The sequence below is a fragment of the Actinokineospora auranticolor genome (genome assembly GCF_002934265.1).
Lineage (GTDB): Bacteria > Actinomycetota > Actinomycetes > Mycobacteriales > Pseudonocardiaceae > Actinokineospora > Actinokineospora auranticolor.
In genome coordinates, this window is sequence record NZ_PTIX01000004.1 from 325,481 (window position 1) to 341,973 (window position 16,493).

At 71.3% G+C, this 16,493-nt stretch carries 16 protein-coding genes and 2 tRNA genes; 9 read left to right on the forward strand and 9 right to left on the reverse strand.

All coding sequences use genetic code 11. The annotated features are described in order from the left end of the window. Positions 1-8: 8 nt before the first annotated feature. Complete coding sequence (locus tag CLV40_RS09930) at positions 9-701, reverse strand: DUF429 domain-containing protein (RefSeq protein ID WP_104478549.1); 693 nt, start codon at positions 699-701, stop codon at positions 9-11. Positions 702-800: 99 nt separating this feature from the next. Between CLV40_RS09930 and CLV40_RS09935 the strand changes: the two genes are divergently transcribed. Both CLV40_RS09935 and CLV40_RS09940 read left to right on the forward strand, forming a co-directional pair. Next, a complete protein-coding gene (locus CLV40_RS09935) occupies positions 801-1,274 on the forward strand; it encodes a ribose-5-phosphate isomerase (protein ID WP_104478550.1) in 474 nt (157 codons plus the stop codon). A 4-nt stretch (positions 1,275-1,278) separates the two neighbouring features. After that, positions 1,279-2,088, forward strand: coding sequence for an Fpg/Nei family DNA glycosylase (locus tag CLV40_RS09940; RefSeq protein WP_104478551.1), 810 nt, complete (start codon positions 1,279-1,281; stop codon positions 2,086-2,088). 7 nt (positions 2,089-2,095) lie between these two features. Here the strand turns inward: CLV40_RS09940 and CLV40_RS09945 are convergent, their stop codons facing one another. Together CLV40_RS09945 and CLV40_RS09950 are read right to left on the reverse strand one after the other, a co-directional pair. Next, the gene (locus CLV40_RS09945) at positions 2,096-2,875 is read right to left on the reverse strand and encodes a hypothetical protein (RefSeq protein WP_104478552.1); all 780 of its coding nucleotides are present in this window, start codon (positions 2,873-2,875) and stop codon (positions 2,096-2,098) included. A 90-nt stretch (positions 2,876-2,965) separates the two neighbouring features. Then, positions 2,966-4,162: a GNAT family N-acetyltransferase gene (locus CLV40_RS09950; RefSeq protein ID WP_104478553.1), complete on the reverse strand. Its 1,197-nt coding sequence runs from the start codon at positions 4,160-4,162 to the stop codon at positions 2,966-2,968. Positions 4,163-4,393: 231 nt separating this feature from the next. Between CLV40_RS09950 and CLV40_RS09955 the strand changes: the two genes are divergently transcribed. After that, a complete protein-coding gene (locus CLV40_RS09955; protein WP_104478554.1) occupies positions 4,394-4,927 on the forward strand; it encodes a GNAT family N-acetyltransferase in 534 nt (177 codons plus the stop codon). A gap of 33 nt (positions 4,928-4,960) precedes the next feature. On the opposite strand, the gene CLV40_RS09960 is transcribed toward CLV40_RS09955, so the two are convergent. Together CLV40_RS09960 and CLV40_RS09965 are read right to left on the reverse strand one after the other, a co-directional pair. Continuing rightward, positions 4,961-5,422: an NUDIX hydrolase gene (locus CLV40_RS09960; RefSeq protein ID WP_104478555.1), complete on the reverse strand. Its 462-nt coding sequence runs from the start codon at positions 5,420-5,422 to the stop codon at positions 4,961-4,963. 212 nt (positions 5,423-5,634) lie between these two features. After that, a tRNA-Gly gene (locus CLV40_RS09965) sits at positions 5,635-5,705 on the reverse strand. 86 nt (positions 5,706-5,791) lie between these two features. Between CLV40_RS09965 and CLV40_RS09970 the strand changes: the two genes are divergently transcribed. Next, positions 5,792-5,865, forward strand: a tRNA-Pro gene (locus tag CLV40_RS09970). Between the two features lie 231 nt (positions 5,866-6,096). Here the strand turns inward: CLV40_RS09970 and CLV40_RS09975 are convergent. Continuing rightward, positions 6,097-6,483 carry an SCO5389 family protein gene (locus tag CLV40_RS09975; RefSeq protein ID WP_104478556.1) on the reverse strand — a complete coding sequence of 129 codons (387 nt, stop codon included), beginning with the start codon at positions 6,481-6,483 and terminating at the stop codon, positions 6,097-6,099. Positions 6,484-6,639: 156 nt separating this feature from the next. On the opposite strand from CLV40_RS09975, the gene CLV40_RS09980 reads away from it, so the two are divergent. From CLV40_RS09980 to clpX, 5 genes are all read left to right on the forward strand, one after another. Next, positions 6,640-7,644, forward strand: a complete 1,005-nt coding sequence (locus tag CLV40_RS09980; protein WP_104478557.1) for an LLM class flavin-dependent oxidoreductase — start codon at positions 6,640-6,642, stop codon at positions 7,642-7,644. A gap of 119 nt (positions 7,645-7,763) precedes the next feature. After that, positions 7,764-9,164: a trigger factor gene (gene tig / locus CLV40_RS09985; protein WP_104478558.1), complete on the forward strand. Its 1,401-nt coding sequence runs from the start codon at positions 7,764-7,766 to the stop codon at positions 9,162-9,164. A 160-nt stretch (positions 9,165-9,324) separates the two neighbouring features. Beyond that, positions 9,325-9,933, forward strand: a complete 609-nt coding sequence (locus tag CLV40_RS09990; protein WP_104478559.1) for an ATP-dependent Clp protease proteolytic subunit — start codon at positions 9,325-9,327, stop codon at positions 9,931-9,933. A gap of 27 nt (positions 9,934-9,960) precedes the next feature. Then, positions 9,961-10,590: an ATP-dependent Clp protease proteolytic subunit gene (locus CLV40_RS09995; protein ID WP_104478560.1), complete on the forward strand. Its 630-nt coding sequence runs from the start codon at positions 9,961-9,963 to the stop codon at positions 10,588-10,590. Positions 10,591-10,882: 292 nt separating this feature from the next. Further along, positions 10,883-12,175, forward strand: a complete 1,293-nt coding sequence (gene clpX, locus CLV40_RS10000; RefSeq protein WP_104478561.1) for an ATP-dependent Clp protease ATP-binding subunit ClpX — start codon at positions 10,883-10,885, stop codon at positions 12,173-12,175. A gap of 168 nt (positions 12,176-12,343) precedes the next feature. On the opposite strand, the gene CLV40_RS10005 is transcribed toward clpX, so the two are convergent. The 3 genes from CLV40_RS10005 to fdhD all read right to left on the reverse strand — a co-directional run bounded on the left by CLV40_RS10005 (position 12,344) and on the right by fdhD (position 16,448). Continuing rightward, the gene (locus CLV40_RS10005; protein WP_104478562.1) at positions 12,344-13,237 is read right to left on the reverse strand and encodes an alpha/beta hydrolase; all 894 of its coding nucleotides are present in this window, start codon (positions 13,235-13,237) and stop codon (positions 12,344-12,346) included. A gap of 1,220 nt (positions 13,238-14,457) precedes the next feature. Continuing rightward, a complete protein-coding gene (locus tag CLV40_RS10010; protein ID WP_104478563.1) occupies positions 14,458-15,627 on the reverse strand; it encodes a CaiB/BaiF CoA transferase family protein in 1,170 nt (389 codons plus the stop codon). After that, positions 15,624-16,448 (reverse strand): formate dehydrogenase accessory sulfurtransferase FdhD, encoded by an 825-nt coding sequence (gene fdhD / locus CLV40_RS10015; protein ID WP_104478564.1) that lies wholly within the window; start codon positions 16,446-16,448, stop codon positions 15,624-15,626. Before fdhD ends, CLV40_RS10010 begins: the two co-directional genes overlap by 4 nt. Between the last annotated feature and the right edge of the window lie 45 nt (positions 16,449-16,493).

A 16,493-nucleotide genomic window follows, 5' to 3' on the forward strand; every position in this document is an offset into this window, starting at 1 on the left:
GCGCTCCATTACACGACCATCCGCATCGGCTGGCCGGTCGACGGGTCGGGTTCGCCGCCGAGGACCTCCGCCGTGCGGTCCGACCAGCGCGTCGCGGACCACGCCGCGACCAGCGCGTCCATCGCGTCGTCCGGCCCCGCCGGGGCGGGCGCGCCGGTCATCGCGCCCGCGGCGTCGACGAACCCGCGCAGCGCGGCCACCCGCTGGCCGAGCCCGATCGCGGTGCGCTTGGAGGCGAACTCGACCTCCGGGGCGAGCGCCCGAAAGCTCACTTCCGGGTGAACTTCGACGACCCGGTCGTCCGCCCGCAGCGCGTCCCAGTCCCGGATCCGGGGCAGGATCGCCCACGTCTGCTTGCTGATCCGGTGGCCCATCGTGGTCCACGCCGCCGAGATGTCGCACGCCTGCGAGTACGTCGTCGCGGACAGCACGGCGCGCACCGGCGCGTAGAAGACCGACGCCCGCGCGTTGCCCAGCCGCAGCCGCGCCTCGATGTCGCAGGCGCGCAAACCCTTGTCCGACAAGCCCATCGGGATGTCCACCCCGACCGCGGCGCACTCCGCGGTGAGGTCGACCACCTCGGCCGCGGTCCGCGCGCTGGCCCACTGGACCGACCGGTCCGGCCGCACGGTGGCGACCACCCACCCACCGGGCATACCGTCCACGCCCGCGACGGACCGCGCCGTCTGCACTTCGGTCATGGGAGTGCCGTCGCCGCACCGGGGGCCGCTGTTACCCGGGACACGCCCGGGTTCGCCCGCTTGGGTACCGCCGGGTGGTGGATGGCAGACTCTGGCGCCGTGCGCGTTTACCTGGGTTCCGACCACGCGGGCTTCGAACTGAAGGCCCTGCTCGCCGACCACCTCGCCGCGGCGGGCCACGACGTCGTCGACGTCGGTCCGCACGCCTACGACGCCCTCGACGACTACCCGCCCTTCTGCGTCGAGGCCGCGCGCCGCGTGGCCGCCGACCCGGGCAGCCTGGGCGTCGTGCTCGGCGGCTCCGGCAACGGCGAGCAGATCGCGGCCAACAAGGTCCCCGGCATCCGCGCCGCGCTGGCCTGGAGCCCGGAGATCGCCAAGCTGTGCCGCGAGCACAACGACGCCCAGGTCATCGGGCTCGGCGCGCGCATGCACACCACCGAGATCGCCTTCGCCATCGTCGACGCCTTCGTCGGCACCCCGTTCTCCCAGGACGAGCGGCACATCCGCCGGATCAACCTGCTGAGCGAGTACGAGCGCACCGGCGAGCCCCCGGCCCTCCCCTCGGCGTAGCGCCGTGCCCGAGGGCCACACCCTCCACCGCCTGGCCCGCCTGCACCACGAGCGCTACGCGGGCACCGCGGTCCGGGTCACCAGCCCGCAGGGCCGGTTCGCCGCGGACGCCGCTCTGGTCGACGGCCAGGTCCTGCGGCGCGCCGAGGCGCACGGCAAGCACCTGTTCCACGTCTACGGCGAAGACCGCGTCGTCCACGTGCACTTGGGCCTCTACGGCACCTTCGCCGAGTCGGCACTGCCCGCGGCGGACCCGGTCGGCCAGGTCCGCATGCGCTTGGTCGGCCGCACGCACTGGACGGACCTGCGCGGCCCGACCCGCTGCGAGGTGCTCACCGGCGTCGAGGTGGACGCGCTGCACGCCCGCCTCGGCCCGGACCCGCTGCGCGCGGACGCGGACCAGGAACGGGTGTGGGACCGCGTTTCCCGCTCCCGCTCGGCCATCGCGGTCCTGCTGATGGACCAGGCGGTCATCGCGGGCGTCGGCAACGTCTACCGCGCCGAACTGCTGTTCCGGCACGGCGTCCACCCCATGACGCCCGGCAAGTCCCTGGACCGCGCGCTGTGGGACGACATGTGGTCGGACCTGGTCGCGCTGATGGAGTTGGGTGTCCACAGAGGACGCATCGACACCGTCCGGGACGAACACCTGCCGGAGGCGACTGGTCGCGCGCCGCGGCAGGACCGGCACGGCGGCGAGGTCTACGTCTACCGCCGCGCCGGGCTGCCCTGCCTGATCTGCGGCACGGAGATCCGCACCGAGGTCTTGGTGGCTCGCAACAACTTCTGGTGCCCGACCTGCCAACCGGCCTGAGCCGGGGCTAGAAGAAGTCGCCCCCGCCGAAGTCCCCGCCGCCGCCGAAGTCCCCGCCACCGCCGAAATCGCCGCCGCCCGCGAAGTCCTGGTCGCCGCCGACGTCGCCGCCCTGGTCGAAGTCGGACATCGCGTCCGCCTGCCCGGCGTCGTAGCCCGCCTCCCAGGCCGCCGCGTCCGGGATGCCCGCCATACCCGAGAACATCGCGCTGAACAGCACCATCGACCCGACGCCCCAGGCGCCCGCCACCAGCGCGGGCTTCCACCACGGCTCGCTGTACCAGCCCTGCGGCACCGGCCGCCCCGCGACGCGCCCGCCCGGGTAGTAGTACGGCGTGCCCTGCCCCGCGTGCGGCGAGGCGTGGTAGTCGTGGCCCTCGACCGACACCCTGCGGTCTTCCTCGACCCGACCCGCGCGTTCGGCCTCGCGGTCCACCGGCAGCTCCGGCCCCGGGTCCAGGCCCATCGCCAGCCGCGCGGCCCGGACGTAGTACAGCCCCTCCATGGCCGTCTTCGTCACCAGCGCGCACTGCTCCGGCGTGCGGGCCTGCTCCATCTGCGACCCGGCCGCGGTGTACCGCTCGGACGCGTCGGCCAGCGCCTGCCGGGACGGCTCGTCGCTGCCGGACAGGTTCACCACCTGCCCGCCCAGCCGCTCCACCCAGCGCCGGGCCTCGGCCTGCGCGTCCGCCAGCCGCCGGGCCTTGGCCTGGCCCTGGTTGCGCACCACCACCAGGCCGAGCGCCACCACGGCCAGGATCACCACTACGACCACGACGGCACCCATTGCGCCTCCTTGCGGAATGCCCGTTTCCCAGAACAACGCCGCACGGCACCGCCGAGGTTCCCGCCCGCCGGTGTGAGTCAGCCGATCGAGCTAGAACACCTCGCCGCAGAACGGGTCCCGATCACCCTGGAAGGCGCGGGAAAGGACGGTCACGGCGCCCGGGGTGTGCTCCTGGACACGTCCGGCGGCGGCCAGCGCGGCCAGCCGGGTGCCGCCGAGGAAAGCCGCGCCCAGCTCGGTGCTGCTCGTCGACAGGTCGGCCGGGTCGGTCGTGGCCGCGACGGTCGCCTCGCCGCCGGAGATCCCGAGCCGCCACCGGCCCGCGTTCCACGGGCAGAACTCGTCGGCCAGCTCGACGACCACGTCCGCGTCGGCCGCGTACGTGCGCAAAGCCAGCGCCTCGGGCACCCTGGTGAGCCGGACGTGCAGCGCGTGGTGGGTCTTGCGCACCGCCGCGCGCGGGTTCGCCAGCAGCAGCGGCAGGAGCTCGTCGGTGGCGCCGAGCGCGGTGACCGTGCCGACGAGGTCGACGTCGAGCGCGTAGCGCCACAGTCCCGCGTAGGCGTCCGGGGTCAGCGCCACCAGCTCGTGCAGCTCCAGGAGGCCGTCCGGGCCGCGATCGCCCCAGTTGACGGTGGTGCGGAAGGTCGCGTAGCCGTCGGGGTGGACGGCGAAGCGCCGCGGGTTGACGCCCGGCTTGCCCGCCTCGAAGTAGTGCGCGTCCCAGTGGGCGCCCTCCCGGCCCAGCACCCCGGGGGTGCGCTCGGCGAACCTGGCGTAGGTCTCCCGGACCGCCGCCATCGCCTCGTCGCGGGGCAGTTCGCGCACCGACGACACGTCCGGCGCGATCTCCGGCCGGAACGCCGCGCCCGCGGGGACCTCGAACTCCGTCGCCTCCGACGCGGTGCCGAAGCCGAAGCGGCCGTAGATCTGCGCCTCCGACGCCCACAGCCCGGCCAGCGGCGTCCCCGCCTCGGTCAGCGTCTCGCGCATCAGCCGGTTCAGCAGGCCGCGCCTGCGGTGGTCCGACGCCACGACGACCATGGAGATGCCGTCGAAGGGCACCAGCCCGCGCCCCGGCACGCTGACCTCGCGGGGCAGCACGCGCAGGTTCCCCACGAGCCGCCCGCCGTCGAAGGCGCCGAGGTTGCGCGAACTGCCGAACAACGACGCGTCCTTCTCGGCGATCGCCCCGGAGTCGTATTCGATGAGGAAGGCGCGGCCCAGCAGGTCCACGACCGCGGGGAAGTCGTCGGCGGTCAGTTCGCGCAGTGTGTAGGTGTCCACAGAGCAGTTTGTCTACGCCAGAACCGGCGCTGCCGCCACACCTTTCCGCCCGCGCCCCACCGGCGCGCCGGGTTTCACCGCGATTACCGGCCCGGGGGCGTGCCGTTTGTCGTATAGCCCCCGTGACAGGCCCGATATGGTGGTCGGCATGGGGAATCGCACGGCAGTCCCGGCCGTTGCCGGTCTCAAGGGGAAAGCCCAGCTCGTCGGTGGTGACGCCGAGGCGGGTGCGTGGTGAGGGTCGGCGCCCCGGTGCTGATCCGGGAAGCGGGCGCCGACGACGCCGCCGGGGTCGGCGACGTGCACGCCGAGGCCTGGCGGGTCGCCTACCGCGACCTGTTCGAGAGCCGCTGGCACGCGGTCTTCGTCGCGCGCCGCCGCGCCATGTGGGCCACCAGGATGGCCGAACTCGGGCCGGACGGCGTGGTGCTCGTCGCCGAGCGCGGCGACCGGGTGGTCGCCTTCGCCTGGTACGGCAGGCACCCGGACAACCCGCACGACGCCCAGCTGCACGCGATCTACGCGCACCCGGACGCCTGGGGCAGCGGCGTCGCCCAGACCCTGCTGGACGAGGTCTGGGCGGGCACCGCCGACTTCCGCCGCGTGCGCCTGTGGACACTGGCCGGGGCCACCCGGGCCCGCCGCTTCTACACCCGGGCGGGCTTCGCCGAGTCCGGGCTGATCCGCGAACGCGACTTCGGCGACGGACGGCCGCTGCTGGAGTTCGAGTACGCCCGCCGCCCACCGCGCCCGGCGTTCCGCTGACGCTGCCTTTGGGGACTGGGAAACCGGTGGGAATCAGATGAAGTAGGCGTCGGGGTGGTCGTCGAGTCCGTGTTCGACGACCAGCCTGGTCGCCTCGGGCACGCCCAGGTCGGCGAGCCGCTCCGGCTCCACCCACACCGCCGTGCCGACCCGCAGCCGACCCTCCACCGGGCGACCGCGGAAGCACACCGCCAGCTCCGCGCTCCACGGCTCGCTGGCGTCGCTGTAGACGCCGACCAGGCCGGTGATCCGGGTCAGCACCCCGGTCCGCTCCTCCACGGCGCGCACGGCCGCGTTCGGCAGGGTCTCGCGGGCGGGCTGCGGGCCGCCGGGCAGCCGGTGGCCGTCGCGGCTGCGCAGCATTAGCAGCAGCCCGGCGTCGTCGAGGACGAGGATGCCCGCCCCGACCGCGGTGCGTCGCACACCACCGGGGCCGGGCGGGTCGAGGGGGGACAGGGGTCTGGTGTCGAGGTCGAGATGGCTGGATTGCGACATGGCTCCTGCCTACCGACTCCACCGCGGCGGCACCACGGGCATTGATCCGTTCTTGGTCCGGACCACCCGGAAATCACCCGGCTGGCTGTGGCGTGGGCCACTTATCCCGGAGGCTGTCCGGTGGGTGGACGCCGTTCCCAGTGTCCATCCGGTTGGGAACGGTCCCAAGCGCACAAAACGGCCGGACCCCGAGAAGGTCCGGCCGTTAAGAGAGCGGGCGACGGGAATCGAACCCGCGTAGCTAGTTTGGAAGACTAGGGCTCTACCATTGAGCTACGCCCGCATAGAGGCATCTTCGCCCCGTGCGGAAAACAGCCTAGCGTGCCCCGCTAGGCTAGTGGTGTACGGCCCCTAGGGGCCATGAGTTTACGGGCTGTGGCGCAGCTTGGTAGCGCATCCGCTTTGGGAGCGGAGGGTCGCAGGTTCAAATCCTGTCAGCCCGACGGACGATGGGCGGCACGTGTCTGCGGAGGTCGCAGACCGTGTCGCCCGTCTGTCATTCTGGGGGCCCGAGCCCCCAGACCCCCATGGTGCGAGCTTCTCACCTGGGCGAACGTGGTTCCGTGACGCTGGACCAGCGGGCGTCGGTCGGGGAGATGGCAGGGGGCGCGGAGCGGGAGGTCGCATCCCGCTGGGAGTGCCGACACCCCCTGCCGGGTCCAGGTGCCGACCGCTCAGCAGTCGCGCAGTTCGGGGGACTGGTTGAGCAGCTGGCCGCGCGGGGAGATGAACGCCCGGTACCGGTCGCTGTCGACCGCGGACGGGGTGAACGCGGCCACCCGGTGGCAGTTCTGGAACGCCAGCTTCACGCCGAAGTGCCGCTCCAGGCCGCCCCGGATGGAGTCCGACGCCAGGGCGCGCAGCAGCTGCCCGCGCTCGGCCTCGCTGGGCGGCGGGGTCTCGTGATCGGCGAAGCCGGTCTCGTCGACCGAGGTCGCCACGGCCGAGATCACCTGCCAGGCGTAGGGCAGCGAGTCGCGGACGCACGCGACGAACTCCGCGTCGTCCACCGGCCCCGCCTCCGCGCGCGCCAACAGGTCCGCGGGCACATCCAGAGACATCCGCACCTCCACACCGTCGGGGTACTGCCTTTGGTACTGCGTACCGCCCTGTTGAACACCGGACAAGACCCCGAACCGGACGCCACCGGTTCGGCCCAGTCGCTGTCCCCCGGACGCCCCTTGCCCCGGGCGTCCCCCGGTCGGTATCGGACCAGGGTGAAACTCGGAGCCTTCGTCCTCGCCGCCCGCTTCCCCGGCCAGTCCGACCTCGACGCGCTGGAACGGGCGGTCGCCATCGGCACCGCCGCCGAGCGCGCCTGCCTGTCCGACGTGTGGTTCGCCGAACACCACTTCATGCCCTACGGCACCTGCCCCGACGCGACCACCCTCGCGGGCTTCCTCCTCGGCCGCACCCACCGCGTCGACGTCGGCACCGCGGTGAGCGTGCTCTCCACCACCCACCCCGTAGCCCTCGCCGAACGCGCCCGCCTGCTCGCCGCCGTCTCCGGTGGCCGCTTCCGGCTCGGCGTCGGTCGCGGCGGCCCGTGGGTGGACCTGGAGGTGTTCGGCTCGTCCCTCGACCGCTACGAACGCGGTTTCCCCGAATCCCTGGCCCTGCTGCGGAAAGCGCTGGCGCACGCCGTCGTCGAGGGAACACCGGCCTTCCCCTTCCGCGAGGTCCCGATGGTCCCCGCGCCCGCCGCGCCGCCACCGGTCCACCTCGCCTGCACCTCGACCGCGTCGGTGGAACTCGCCGCCGCGCAGGGCCTCCCCATGCTCCTGGGCATGCACATGACCGACGACGAAAAGCGCGCCTTCGTCGACCACTACCGCGCCCGCGGCGGGCCCGCGGGCGCCGACCACATCTCCACCGTCGTCGCGCACGTCGCCGACACCCGGGAGCAGGCCGTCGCCGAGGTCATGGCCACCGCGCCCGGCTGGCTCGCCGACGGCCTCGCCGCGCACGTCCCGGTCGACGGCAGGCCCGGTCCCGGCCGTGATCCAGTGGCGTACGCGCGGTACCTGTGCGACCTTCACCCGGTAGGTGACGCGGACCACTGCACCGCCCGCCTGCGCGACTCCGCGCGCAGGTCCGGCGTCGACCACGTCATCGCGATGGTCGAGGTGACCGGCTCCACTAGGCGGGCGGTGCGCACCCTGGACCGCCTCGGGGCGGACATCGCCACCCCGGCGCGGCCCGACCTGGGCAAGCTCGCCTAGACTCGGGGGCTGATCCCGGCCGTGGTATCGGGCCGACGCGCCAGCGGGCCCCGGTCCGCACGCCCGCCGCGGGTCAGGCAACCCCACAGCAGTCCAGTCAGTCGCACGAGGAGACCACGTTGAAGAGCACCGTCGAGCAGCTGAGCCCGACGCGAGTCCGGATCAACGTCGAGGTGCCGTTCGACGAGCTCAAGCCGAACTTCGACCGCGCCTACCGCAAGCTCGCGAGCCAGGTCCGCATCCCGGGCTTCCGCCCCGGCAAGGCCCCCGCCCGGGTCATCGAGTCCCGCATCGGCCGCGCGCCGATCCTGGACGAGGTGATCAACGAGGCGATCCCGGCCAAGTACATGGAGGCCGTGAACGCGGGCTCGATCCACGCGCTGGGTCAGCCCGACATCGAGGTCACCAAGCTGGAGGACAACGACCACCTGGCGTTCACCGCCGAGGTCGACGTCCGCCCGGAGATCACCCTCCCGGCCTTCGGCGAGTTCTCCGTGTCCGTCGAGGACGTCGAGCTCACCGACGCCGAGGTCGACGAGCAGCTCGACGAGCTGCGCGCCCGGTTCGGCACCCTCACCGGTGCCGACCGCCCGGTCGAGGACGGCGACTTCGTCTCCGTCGACCTGTCGGCCACTGTGGACGGCCAGGAGGTCGAGGAGGCCAAGACCAGCGGCCTGTCCTACCAGGTCGGTTCCGGCGAGCTGATCGACGGCATCGACGAGGCGCTGGTCGGTGCCGCGGCGGGGGAGACCAAGACCTTCACCACCAAGCTGGTCGCGGGCGAGTTCGCGGGCCAGGACGCGGAGGTGTCGGTGACCGTGCAGTCGGTCAAGGTCCGCGAGCTGCCTGCGGCCGACGACGACTTCGCCCAGCTGGCCAGCGAGTACGACACCATCGAGGAGCTGCGCGGCGACCTGCGTGAGCGGCTCTCCCGGGTGAAGAAGATGCAGCAGGGCGTGCAGGCCCGCGACAAGGTCCTCGACGCGCTGCTCGAGGTCGTCGAGGTCCCGCTGCCCGACAAGGTCCTCGAGGCCGAGGTGGAGTCCCGCCAGCACGACGCGGTGCACCCGTTCGAGCACGACGAGGCCAAGCTGAACGAGTACCTCGCCACCCAGGACAAGACCCGCGAGGACTTCGACGCCGAACTGCGCGCCGAGGCCGAGAAGTCGGTCAAGACGCAGCTCGTCCTCGACGCCATCGCCGAGGCCGAGGGCGTGCAGGTCAGCGACGCCGAGCTGACCGAGCGGATCATCTACCAGGCGCAGCGCTTCGGCATCAGCCCGGACGAGTACGTGCAGCGGGCCCAGCAGTCCGGCCAGCTCGGCGCGATCTTCGCCGACGTGCGCCGCGGCAAGGCGCTGGCTTCGGTGGTGCGCCAGGCGACCGTGACCGACGCCGAGGGCAACACCGTCGACCTCTCCGAGCTCTTCGGCGCGGCCGAGGAGCCCGCCGCCGAGTCCGCCGAGGACACTGCGGTCGAGGCCAAGTCCGACGACTCCAAGGAGCCGGTGGCCCCGTAACCCACCCGGTCGGGTGGGATGTGTTTGACGCTCTGAGCGAAAGTGGGCGGTGTCGGCACGTCGGCGCCGCCCACCTTCGTTAATGTCGGTCCCAGGAAGATCCCCCCAGCGGGACCGGCAGTACCCCAGCCAAGGCAGATTTGGGAGAAGGCAGGCAGACGTGACGCAGCACCTCTCGCCCCACATGCGGTCCGGCACCGCGGGGCTGACCCTGAACGACTCGGTGTACGAGCGGCTGCTCCGTGAGCGCATCGTCTTCCTCGGCTCCGAGGTCGACGACGAGATCGCCAACCGGATCACGGCGCAGCTGCTGCTGCTTGCCGCCGAGGACCCCGAGCGGGACATCACCTTCTACATCAACTCGCCCGGTGGCTCGGTCACCGCGGGCATGGCGATCTACGACACCATGCAGCTCATCGAGCCGGACGTGGCGACCTGGGGCATGGGCCTGGCCGCCTCCATGGGCCAGTTCCTGCTCGCCTCGGGCACCCCCGGCAAGCGCTACGCCCTGCCGCACGCCCGGATCATGATGCACCAGCCGTCCGCGGGCGTCGGCGGCACCGCGTCGGACATCGCCATCCGCGCGCAGGTCTACGCCAAGTGGAAGTACGAGATGGCGCTGATCACCGCGCAGCAGACCGGCCAGACCGTCGAGAAGATCACCGCCGACGCCGACCGCGACCGCTGGTTCACCGCCGAGGAGGCCCGCGAGTACGGCTTCGTCGACCACGTGGTGAGCCGCGCCCAGCACACCCCGAACTCGAACTGACGCGGACGAGGAACCAGGAGCAAGCCCGTGAGTGAACTTCACCTCCCGCAGTCCCGCTACGTGCTGCCGTCCTTCGTGGAGCGCACGAGCTACGGGGTCAAGGAGTCCAACCCGTACAACAAGCTGTTCGAGGAACGGGTCATCTTCGTCGGCGTGCAGATCGACGACGCGTCGGCCAACGACGTGATGGCGCAGCTGATCTACCTGGAGTCCACGGACCCCGACCGCGACATCACCATGTACATCAACTCCCCGGGTGGCTCGTTCACCTCGTTGATGGCCATCTACGACACGATGCAGTACGTCCGGCCCGACATCCAGACGTTCTGCCTCGGGCAGGCCGCGTCGGCCGCGGCGGTGCTGCTGGCCGCGGGCACCCCGGGCAAGCGCTTCGCGCTGCCGAACGTGCGCGTGCTGATCCACCAGCCGTCCACCGACGGTGTGTACGGCCAGGTGTCGGACCTGGAGATCCAGGCCAACGAGATCCAGCGGGTGCGCAAGGCGCTGGAGACCACCCTGGCCCGGCACACCGGCAAGGACGAGGAGCAGGTCCGCCAGGACATCGAGCGGGACAAGATCCTCACGGCCCAGGAGGCCAAGGAATACGGCATCATCGACGAGGTGTTGCCCTACCGCAAGCTGTCGGCCAAGGGCTGACCGGGCGAAAACCCTCGCCTGCGCCGCCTAACGGTCGAAAAGACCCGACACGCGGGCCGCAACCGGCCTACCGTGTTCGACTAGGTCATACGAGCAGATTCAGGCCCGGGACGACCCCGGCTTCTCCCGCTTGGCGGGGGAGGGCGGGTACCGTCGAGGGCAACGGTCGCGACCGGCTCGGTCACGCGGCGGCACCCCACGGGTGACCGGTGCGTAACCGGGCCGGCCGATACCGGTCACGTAGCCAGGCGCACAACCCCGAGTGCGCCGGAGGGGACAGAGGTCAGCGGTCATGGCGCGTATTGGTGACGGCGGAGACCTGCTCAAGTGCTCTTTCTGCGGGAAGAGCCAGAAGCAGGTGAAGAAGCTCATCGCCGGCCCAGGCGTGTACATCTGCGACGAGTGCATCGACCTCTGCAACGAGATCATCGAGGAAGAGCTCGCGGAGGCCGGTGACGTCAAGCTCGACGAGCTGCCGAAACCGGCCGAGATCCACGACTTCCTCGACCAGTACGTCATCGGTCAGGACGACGCGAAGCGCTCCCTGGCCGTTGCGGTCTACAACCACTACAAGCGCATCCAGGCGGGTGACCGCGCCCGGCCGGAAGGCCGCGAGTCGCGGGAGGAGACCGTCGAGCTGGCCAAGTCCAACATCCTGATGCTGGGCCCCACCGGCTGCGGCAAGACCTACCTGGCCCAGACGCTGGCCAAGCTGCTCAACGTGCCCTTCGCCATCGCCGACGCCACGGCCCTGACCGAGGCGGGCTACGTCGGCGAGGACGTCGAGAACATCCTGCTCAAGCTCATCCAGGCCGCCGACTACGACGTCAAGCGGGCCGAGACCGGGATCATCTACATCGACGAGGTCGACAAGATCGCCCGGAAGAGTGAAAACCCCTCCATCACCCGCGACGTGTCGGGCGAGGGCGTGCAGCAGGCGCTGCTGAAGATCCTGGAGGGCACCACCGCCAGCGTGCCCCCGCAGGGTGGCCGCAAGCACCCCCACCAGGAGTTCATCCAGATCGACACGACGAACGTGCTGTTCATCGTGGCGGGCGCCTTCGCCGGTCTGGAGAAGATCATCCAGGACCGCGTCGGCAAGCGCGGCCTCGGCTTCGGCGCCGAGATCCGCTCGAAGGCCGACGTCGACGCGGCCGACTTCTTCTCCGACACGATGCCCGAGGACCTGATCAAGTTCGGCCTGATCCCCGAGTTCATCGGCCGCCTCCCGGTCCTGGCCAGCGTGACGAACCTGGACAAGGCGTCGCTGGTCCAGATCCTCACCGAGCCGAGGAACGCCCTGGTCAAGCAGTACCAGAAGCTCTTCGAGATGGACGGCGTCGAACTGGAGTTCACCGACACCGCCCTCGAGGCGGTCGCCGACCAGGCCATCCTCCGCGGCACCGGCGCGCGTGGCCTGCGGGCCATCATGGAGGAGGTCCTGCAGTCGGTCATGTACGACATCCCCAGCCGCACGGACGTGGCCAAGGTCGTCATCACCGAGCAGACCGTCCGCGAGAACGTGAACCCCACGATCGTCGCCCGCCAGCCCTCCCGCCGCGAACGCCGCGAGAAGTCGGCCTAACCAGCCCCCATCCGCGCCCCCGAGCCCTCCGGCCCGGGGGCGCGGTGCTGTTCGGGGCTTGTCAGGGTCGCCGCGTCCACACCCGTCGCCGGGGCCTTTAGCGCGCCCACCGCCTCTGCTCTCCCCGCCCGGTGACCAAGAAGCCCAGCCCGTCCGGGAAGCCGCCCGCTAGACCCCTGGGGCGACGGGCGCGTGCTTGCCCAGGAAGTCCAGCACCGACGGCACGACCCCCCGGTAGAACGAATCCCCGTGCCCGCCGGGCCCGGTGTAGGCCACTTCGGGGGCAGCCAACCGGATGAACTTCCGCGCACCCTCGATGAAGTGGTCCTCGGTCCCGCACCAGATCCCGACCGGCGTCTTCCCCAACTTCTCCACGTTGCGCAGCGGATCCAGCGACGCCCACTCCTGGTTGCTCTTGAACGCCCGCCGCGTGCTCATCTCACGCCACGACATCAGCAGCCCGGGCGAGACCGCCGCCACCGCCGACAACGGCCTCCTCAACTCCTGCCGCCGCCGCGCGTACAGCAGGGCACCGAACCCGCCCATGGACACCCCCGCGCACGCGAACGGCGTCCCGGTCGAGTCCCCCAGCCCACGCGCCCGCAACCACCGGGGAACGTCATCCAGCAACATCGCCATCGAGTTGTCGCCGACGTGGTTCTCGTGCCAGTAGTTGTCCCCACCATCCACCGCCACGAACGCGAACGGCGGCAGGTCCCCGTCGGAAACCCGTCGAGCCAACGCCCTGGCCAACCCGGTCGGCGCGGCGTGCTTGGCGTTGCCACGCAGGCCGTGCAGCAGCAGGCAAACCGGCAGATTCCGACTGACCGGCTCCTCGGGCAGGACCGTCACCAGGTCGACATCGGTACCCCGCGCCGCCGACCACACGCGCTCCGTGCGGATCACCGGCTCCCCGCCACCTCCCACCGCGGCCCCGATGACATCCAGCAACGGCAACGTCCGAGTAGCGGCCCCCACGACAACCCCCGCCGTGGCAACCCCGGCAGCCCCGGCGACCAGTAAAGACCGCCGACTGACCCGCACCCCGCCAAACCCAGCCATCAGCCCCTCCGCGGTCCCCGTACCACGCCTGATTCACTCATCGGACAAAGTGGTCCAGACGTTTCTCGGTTCAGACACGCTGTGTGCCCGCCCACGGCGAAGCAACCCCCAACCGGCCCAACCCCCCAACGCGCGCCCCTCACCCCGCGTTCCCCTCCGACACCCGTTCACACCATCAACACGGACCAGCCGCGCCCCACCGCCCCATACGCGGCCCGAATGTAATTCGCATCACACTCTCGCCCGGGTTCTCGTCCACCCGCCGCCCACCACCAGTCCCGACTCCACTCCACGTCCCCTCCCGCCGACCAAGGTCACTCACTACGACGTGCGGCAAATGGTGTGGAGCACGCTCCCCCCAGGCCCACCGCAGCCCCGGCGGCCAGGGCTCCTTCGACGACCTGCACAAGACCTGCGGGTCCTTCGCCCAGCGGGCGCACCATCACGGAACCCTCATCCGCCCACATGGAGCACGCTCCCCGTCAGGCCCGTCAGACTCACCGCAGTCCCGGCGGCCAGGGCTCCTTCGACGACCTGCACAAGACCTGCGGGTCCTTCGCCCAGCGGGCGCACCATCACGGAACCCTCATCCCACCCACCTCGCGTTCCCGGTTTGTCACCGAACACCCCATTTTCGCCAGACCCAGTGCCTCAAGACCGCCGCCACCCTCTGGCGCCCCGCGCACCTCACCCGATCGAGCGCAACTTATCCACAGCCCTCGACGCCCACCCTCGCTGACCTGGCCTTTCCCCCTCCAGGGGCCATCCACATCCTCCCCATCTATCCACAGAAACTCGTCACCCCCGCCCGCCGTCACCGCCCCCGATAGGCTGGAGCAGGGCCGTCCCCCCGGTGGTGGGTGGGGGCTGTGCGGGGTCCGGCGTGGGGCATTTCAAACTGGTGTTCCGCGGCCGCGCAGGCGGTCTCGTGTGGACGGAGCGCGGTCGGGCCTGTTGGTTTGCCGTGGAGGTCTGGTTCTTGCCCCGGTGCGGGTAGGACAGGGTGGCGTGAGCCGGCGCTCGTCAGGGACAACTCGGTGAGTTCTGGGTTCGAGCGGTTCCGGCGGGTGCTGTCTCGGGCGGCCTGGGTGTGCGGCGCGCAACCAAGTGTTCGGCCCTGAGTGCTTCTTCGCGGCGGGCCGGTCGGCTCGGGCGTTGCGCCCGAGGAGGCCCGCCGAGGCTTCGGAGGGTGGGGGCTGTTGGGGGGTGCCTTGGAGATTTCAGAGGCCGATGACGCCGCTCGCCGCCAGCTCCCGGACTTGGTCCGGGGCGTACCCCAGCCACTCCAGCACTGCCGCAGAGTGCTCGCCCAACCCCGGCACCGAACCCGCCGACCACTCCCACCCGTCGACCGGTGGCCGCAGCATCGGCACCACCGCCCCCGGTGCCTCGATCTCCACCCACCGGTCCCGCGCCACCAACTGCGGGTGCGACCGCAGGTCCGCCACCGACCTCGTACGCCCCGCGGGCACGTCCGCCAAGTCCAACGCCGCCAGCAACTCGGCCGAGGTCATGGCGTCGAAGGCCGGTTGGAGCAAGGCGTGCAGCTCATCCCGACACGCCACCCGCCCCGACACCGACGCGAACCGCGGATCGGCGGCCAACCCGGGCCCGACCACCGCGCACAGCCGACGCCACTGGCCGTCGTTCTGCACCGCCAAGTGCACCGTCTCGCCGTCTCCGCAGGTGAACGGACCGTACGGCGCGATAGTCGGGTGATGCGCCCCCGATCGTGTAGGCGCCTGCCCCGTCCCGAACGCGTACAGCGCGGGTTGGTGCATCCACTCCGCCAACGCCTCCATCAGCGTCAACCGCAGCGTCGCGCCCTCCCCGGTCCGTCCGCGCCGCACGAGCGCCGCCAGCACGGCCGCGTGCATCTGCGTGCCCGCCGCGATATCAGCCACCGAGATCCCGGCCCGCGCCATCGCGCCACCCGAGCCGGTGGCCGCGACCAACCCGGTCTCGGACTGCACCAACGCGTCAAAAGCCTTGCGCGACCGATAAGGCCCACTGTCCCCATAGGACGACAACTCCGCGACGATCAACTCGGGTCGACCGTCCCGCAACGTCTCCGCGTCCAACCCCAACCGCCGGGCCGCACCGGGGGACAGGTTGCACATCACCACGTCCGCCCGCTCCACCGCCGCCGCCACGACCGCCAGCCCCTCAGGCCGCTTCAGGTCGACCGCCAGCGACTCCTTGCCGACGTTCGTCCAGGCGAAGTAGCTCGACACCTCCCCGCACGCGGTGTCGTAGTGCCGCGCGAAGTCGCCGTCCAGCTTCTCCACCTTGATCACCCGCGCGCCCAGGTCGGCCAGCAGACGGGTCGCGTACGGCACCGCGACGGCCTGCTCCAACCCCAGCACCACCACCCCGTCGAGGGGTTTCACCCGGTGATCCGCTCGTCGCGCGTGTACAGGTTCATCGTGTCCCCGCGCAGGAACCCGACCAGCGTGATCCCCTGCTCCTCGGCCAACGACACCGCCAACGACGACGGCGCCGACACCGCGGCGAGCACCGGGATCCCCGCCATGGCCGCCTTCTGCACCAACTCGAACGACGCGCGCCCCGAAACCAGCAGAACCTTGCCCGCCAACGGGACCAGCTCCTGCTGCACGGCCCACCCGATCACCTTGTCGACCGCGTTGTGCCGCCCGACGTCCTCGCGCACCACGAGCGCGGCACCGTCCGATGTGAACAGTCCGGCGGCGTGCAGGCCGCCGGTGCTGCCGAACACCTTCTGCTTCTCCTGCAACTCATCCGGCAACCCCGAAAGCGTTCCCACGCTGACCCGCGACGAATCCCCGGCGGGCGAGTACCGCGTCTTCAACCGAACCGCGTCCAGCGCGGCCTTTCCGCAAACCCCGCAGGACGACGTCGTGTAGAAGTTCCGCTCCACACCGACTTCCGGCGCGGGCACACCCTCCGCCAACGCCACGTCCAGCACGTTGTAGGTGTTGCGCCCCTCGTCGTCGACCCCGTCGCAGTACCGCGCGACCGCGATGTCCGCCCGCCCCCCGATGACACCCTCGGTGAGCAGGAACCCGTGCGCCAACTCGACATCGTGCCCCGGTGTCCGCATGGTGACAGCCAGTGCCCGACCCCCGACCCGCAACTCCAACGGCTCCTCGGCCGCGAGCGTGTCCGGCCTCGACCGCCGCCCGTCGGGCCCGACCCGCACCACCGACCTGCGCACCGTCACCCGTCCCATGGGGACAGCATAGAAAACGGGGGCCGCTCCGACGCCTGCGTACGT

Excerpts from the sequence above, each read along its gene's own strand:
- CLV40_RS09930 (WP_104478549.1), bottom strand. The coding sequence starts at position 701 with ATGACCGAAGTGCAGACGGCGCGGTCCGTCGCGGGCGTGGACGGTATG.
- CLV40_RS09945 (WP_104478552.1), bottom strand. The coding sequence starts at position 2,875 with ATGGGTGCCGTCGTGGTCGTAGTGGTGATCCTGGCCGTGGTGGCGCTC.
- CLV40_RS09960 (WP_104478555.1), bottom strand. The coding sequence starts at position 5,422 with ATGTCGCAATCCAGCCATCTCGACCTCGACACCAGACCCCTGTCCCCC.
- CLV40_RS09975 (WP_104478556.1), bottom strand. The coding sequence starts at position 6,483 with ATGTCTCTGGATGTGCCCGCGGACCTGTTGGCGCGCGCGGAGGCGGGG.
- clpX (WP_104478561.1), top strand. The coding sequence starts at position 10,883 with ATGGCGCGTATTGGTGACGGCGGAGACCTGCTCAAGTGCTCTTTCTGC.
- CLV40_RS10005 (WP_104478562.1), bottom strand. The coding sequence starts at position 13,237 with ATGGCTGGGTTTGGCGGGGTGCGGGTCAGTCGGCGGTCTTTACTGGTC.
- fdhD (WP_104478564.1), bottom strand. The coding sequence starts at position 16,448 with ATGGGACGGGTGACGGTGCGCAGGTCGGTGGTGCGGGTCGGGCCCGAC.